General features: G+C 36.5%; 3 protein-coding genes. All 3 read right to left on the reverse strand.

Annotated features, from left to right (window positions below; all coding sequences use genetic code 11):
• A partial coding sequence (locus AAC037_RS20330; protein ID WP_339905184.1) for a hypothetical protein occupies window positions 1-637 on the reverse strand: 637 nt, incomplete at its 3' end.
• Window positions 634-1,092: a hypothetical protein gene (locus tag AAC037_RS20335; RefSeq protein WP_339905186.1), complete on the reverse strand. Its 459-nt coding sequence runs from the start codon at window positions 1,090-1,092 to the stop codon at window positions 634-636. The genes AAC037_RS20330 and AAC037_RS20335, both read right to left, overlap by 4 nt.
• Window positions 1,093-1,104: 12 nt before the next feature.
• A partial coding sequence (locus tag AAC037_RS20340; RefSeq protein WP_339905187.1) for an RHS repeat domain-containing protein occupies window positions 1,105-4,500 on the reverse strand: 3,396 nt, incomplete at its 5' end.

A 4,500-nucleotide genomic window follows, 5' to 3' on the forward strand; every position in this document is an offset into this window, starting at 1 on the left:
CATCCAGCCCGGCTTTTTTTGCCGTATATTTCTTCACATAATTATGGTTGGCAACTATCGCTTTTACCGGTACCTTAGGTGTCATACACCCGGAAGAGGTATGAACATATGCCAAGTAGTAAGTAGTCGTTGCGGAGATCGTAGGTGTGGTGAAACTTTTGGATGTCCCTAGTTGAGTGCTTTGGTCGGAAGCAAACCATCGGTATTCAAAACCTGCAGGAGCAGGAGACGCTGTAAGTTCTACTGAACCGCTCTCAAAGCGTGAGACATTTACTGCTGAAGCTTCTATTTCCTCACAAGGGTTTATGTTGGGTACCCGTATTGGTAGGTTGTCATTAAAATTCCCATCAAAGGTCATGAACTGATAGGTCAAAATAAAAGAACCGGCTGAGTTGAAGGTTATGCTTATGGAATTATAGGTCTCATAATTGATCGTTGCATCAGGAACAGACCACATACTTCCAATCCCATTGTTTGGATATACCATAGTGGAACCATTCCAGAAATTAACTTCAAATAGGGCTGTTTCACCTATACTAACAGTAGTCGGGCCAATTATTTGAACCTGAGTGACCTCTTGGCCAAATACATATTGCCCGTATACACAGATTAAAAGTGAAAAGACATAAGGCTTCATTTTGCATCCTTCTTAGTAAAATACAACTCATGGATTTGTCCACGACGCGCCTTCATTGGTATCAATAAAATCCCATCTTTTCCGTTAACTCGAATGGAATAACTGGTCTTTATTCCATTGATCTCAATAGCTAACTGCGATGTACCTTCAATTTCCCATTTACCGTTGACAATATTCTGTCTTTTACCCATTACCCATTGGGCAGTAAAAATCCCGTCCTCTGAAAAAATAAATGACCTGGACTTAATGGCTTGTTTCATTGCTTCTGATTCAGCCGTTTTGGTCATTGAATCTTTTGCCGAAATGCCGTAATTTATTGCTGACAGCTGATTTACAGAATCCGTTTGCCAATATCCAATTAGGTTTTGGGCATCAATTGCCTCTATCTTTTGTGCAGCTACAGGACTTACAGCGATAAGAAAAACTACTAGAATAAATAAGATTAATTTTTCCATCGCACCTACACTTTAAGGGTTCAATCCACTTGTTTGATAGTTGTACTCGTAAAGTTTTTTTAATTGACCTTGATCATCTCTGATTGCTTTAAGCCGCCCCATTGCGTCATATTCATAATAAAAGGTATAATTTCTGGCATCTGTCTTAGATGTCAGCCCAACCAAAGGATCATAGGTATAGGTGGTCATTCCGGCACCTATTGGGTGTAGCCGTAATTCATCCAAATGCAAACCGCTTCCTTCAATGGTAAGCCTATTTTCCGTAACTATCCTTTGAATTAACTTCCATTTATTGTCTAATTCCTCTGTCTGCCCCATAAACTCCCAATTCGCAGAACCATTGACCCCTTTCACCCAAAATGTAAGTAAGTATTTTTCATCGGAACTGGCTCCAATTCCTGATTTGGAAATACTTCCGGTTTCCAAATCATAATATTTACTACCTGTTCTCGAGTCAATAGAAGAAACGGAGTTGCCACTATAAGTCCACCCTCCTTTCTCTTGCGTTTCAAATGATGTGTAAGAAATTTGATCAGGACGGGAGTTAAGCACCTCACATACCGGTAATTTTTCAGTAGAATCCCATAGAATTGCCCTATTATTTTGACCTAACTCTTCTATTTGGTTAATATTAAATGCTTGATCGTAGCCAAGTTTGGTCTTTTTTACAAAAGACTCATGAAATGAAATTCCGTCTACTGAGTGGGGAAAATTTTTTATTGGAGCATCTGTTTCTAGATGTAGAATTTCATCCAATAAAACCTCTCCTGATTTAATTTTCCATTTTCTTGCCTGCCCACTAATTACCCCATTTTTCACAGATTTAACCGATTCTATTGGATCACTAATCATATTTTTGTTTAACAATGCATTAATCTCTTGAGAGGGCTTTTCATACTCCAAAGGGTACTTATACTCTTCACTTTCAAATCCCCAATTAGAATTGACTACCGTTCGACTTTGAAGTTGATGAAATGCATTGTATTGATAAGAGCGTTCAACCGCTAATTCGGCTTCGCCCGAATATAATTTATCCATTTCATAGGCCGGTTTAAAAGATTCAGACGTTATGGTAAAAGCTGTAGATTCTTCTAATGTTACTAGAAGAAATTGAGGAACAAATGAACTTCTATCAAAAGTTAACACAACTGTTATAAAAGGAAACGATTGCCACACCTTTACTGGTTTTCCTGAGACAAGGGTCTGGTAACCAAGTATCCTGTTATTTTTGACAATGTTCTCTAAATCATCCTTCTGGGTTGTAGAAATCAACTTACCTCTTTTATGCTCAAAACTCTTTTTAGCTACCAATGGCATTTCATAAGGATTACTCTGTAAACCTATTTGATCAGGATAGTCATAAAAGGAAGAAAACTCGTACACTGACTCTCCCATACCTTCTATTTTATCCACAACCCTTTGATAACCTATAGGACGATTTTGAGTCATTGAAATAGGAAAAGCTGAATGAGAGTAAGCTTTAACTCCGGTAGCGAAATAACCAGAGGTTTTATTACCGGATGTAAACGAAACATGGTATTTAAAATCACTACCAGCAACACCGGACGAAAGCTCACTATTTCCTTCTTGGGTATATTCAAATTTCTTTACGATGGGTGGATTAAATTTGTCAACATCATGAATTTCAGCAATACGTATTCCACCTCCTATTTTTTTTGTTATTGAACCTTCTTCCAAAAGCCTGTATTTTAACTTGACTCTGACATCTATTTCTCCGGTATATTGAGGTATATATTTTGTGAGATCGAAGGTTCCTGTAAAATTGAAGTTCCAAGGAGTTAGCACAGAAGCGCAAGGTTCGATATTGTTGCCATAGGCAACCCCATCTGTACTGCATTCATACCACAGCTGAACTTGTGCTAAAGAATTGAAAGTTACTGAAGACGCTATAGATGAATCGATATAGTTCCATGCAGACCATCCATCCTCTGCCAGGGGATTCTCATTAATAAAACTATAGTCATTGGGCTCATAAAAAAACTGTCTGCTCCCACCTGTGGGCCAAGTGATTTTATTTAAAACCCCATATTTCATTTTTTCACTATCAGGATCTTTATTAATTCCAGGATAAGTCTTGTCTTGAAAAGTTTGGGAAGAAAATGAAAAAGTTGGAATCAATCCGGTACCAATATTACGTGCCCCATTAAAATATCCCCAATGGTCAGTATCTCTACTACTATACCCGGGTAGCAAGTGCATGTTGTTATATTCAAAAGAATAAACTTGATCCTTGTCTACAATTAATTTTTTCAGTGTTAATCTTTGGTTGGGCTTGTCGATAAATTCAAGAGCAAACCTTCTTTTAATCTCATTTTGATTGTTCTTTAACAATATAGAATCTAATTTGAATGAAGAAAACGAATACTGCATGGCAGGGTGGGGCAAATCATTTCGAACTGAAGTAAAAAACTCAAGTCTTCCATTCTCAAAAACTATCCTTTTTAAATTATGCCTGTAATTTCTACTTATCGTTTGACCTCTATTCTGAGGAAAGCCTCCCATATGTGTCAAACTCCCATTACCAAGAAAAATATTACTTCCATGATAGGTATAATAACCAATTGCGATGGACTGGTATTCATAGAGAGATGATGAGGTATCAAAGTTTGAATAATCATACTCAAAAAGAATTTCATTTTTTAAATTAGGAGACACGATTTTTGTAAGGTACCAGCTTGTGACTATATCTTTTACATCCCCAGAACTACCTTTTTGGTTGAACGTTGCTAATTCTGATTTTGATAATTCCAATTCTTCAAAATAATAAATCACCCCATTTTCATCTGTAATTTTCCACTTTTTAAAACCACTAAAACGGAACATAACAGAACCGAAGTTTTTGAAGATAGAACCTTTATCCACCAATTCAATTTTGATATTGGCATAGGGAAGAGTTCTTATTCCTCCATCATTATCAAAAAAGAACTTTCCTGATTTTCCATTAAAATTATAATAAAACATATCGGGCATTCCATCTACAAGCCCTACTCTTTGACTTTCTAAATAATTTTCTGATGGATTAGGCCAATTGTCTTTTAATAAATGTCCTGTATAGTAAAAACCAATAGATTCTTCATCATCATTTATTCCTCCAATTGCTCTCGTGATAACACCTCCTACATTTAAAGACCAACCGGAGCCCACCCAGTTGGGAAATTCATTGACTTTGACCCCTCCTGCAAAATAGGACAAATCAATATTGGTATAAAGCTCTTTTGAATCAACAGTATACAAAGGAATTCTAATATCAGGAATGCCGGTATAATGATTAACAGTGGAAGGAGTATATTTTACTAATGAATAGGCATTAGGTGATGGAAAAGTTACATGTTGATCTTGAGAAAAGCCATAATTATTTACTGTTAAACAGAAAATAAAAATAAAAAA

The sequence above is a fragment of the uncultured Cyclobacterium sp. genome (genome assembly GCF_963976465.1).
Classification (GTDB): domain Bacteria; phylum Bacteroidota; class Bacteroidia; order Cytophagales; family Cyclobacteriaceae; genus Cyclobacterium.

Excerpts from the sequence above, each read along its gene's own strand:
- AAC037_RS20335 (WP_339905186.1), bottom strand. The coding sequence starts at position 1,092 with ATGGAAAAATTAATCTTATTTATTCTAGTAGTTTTTCTTATCGCTGTA.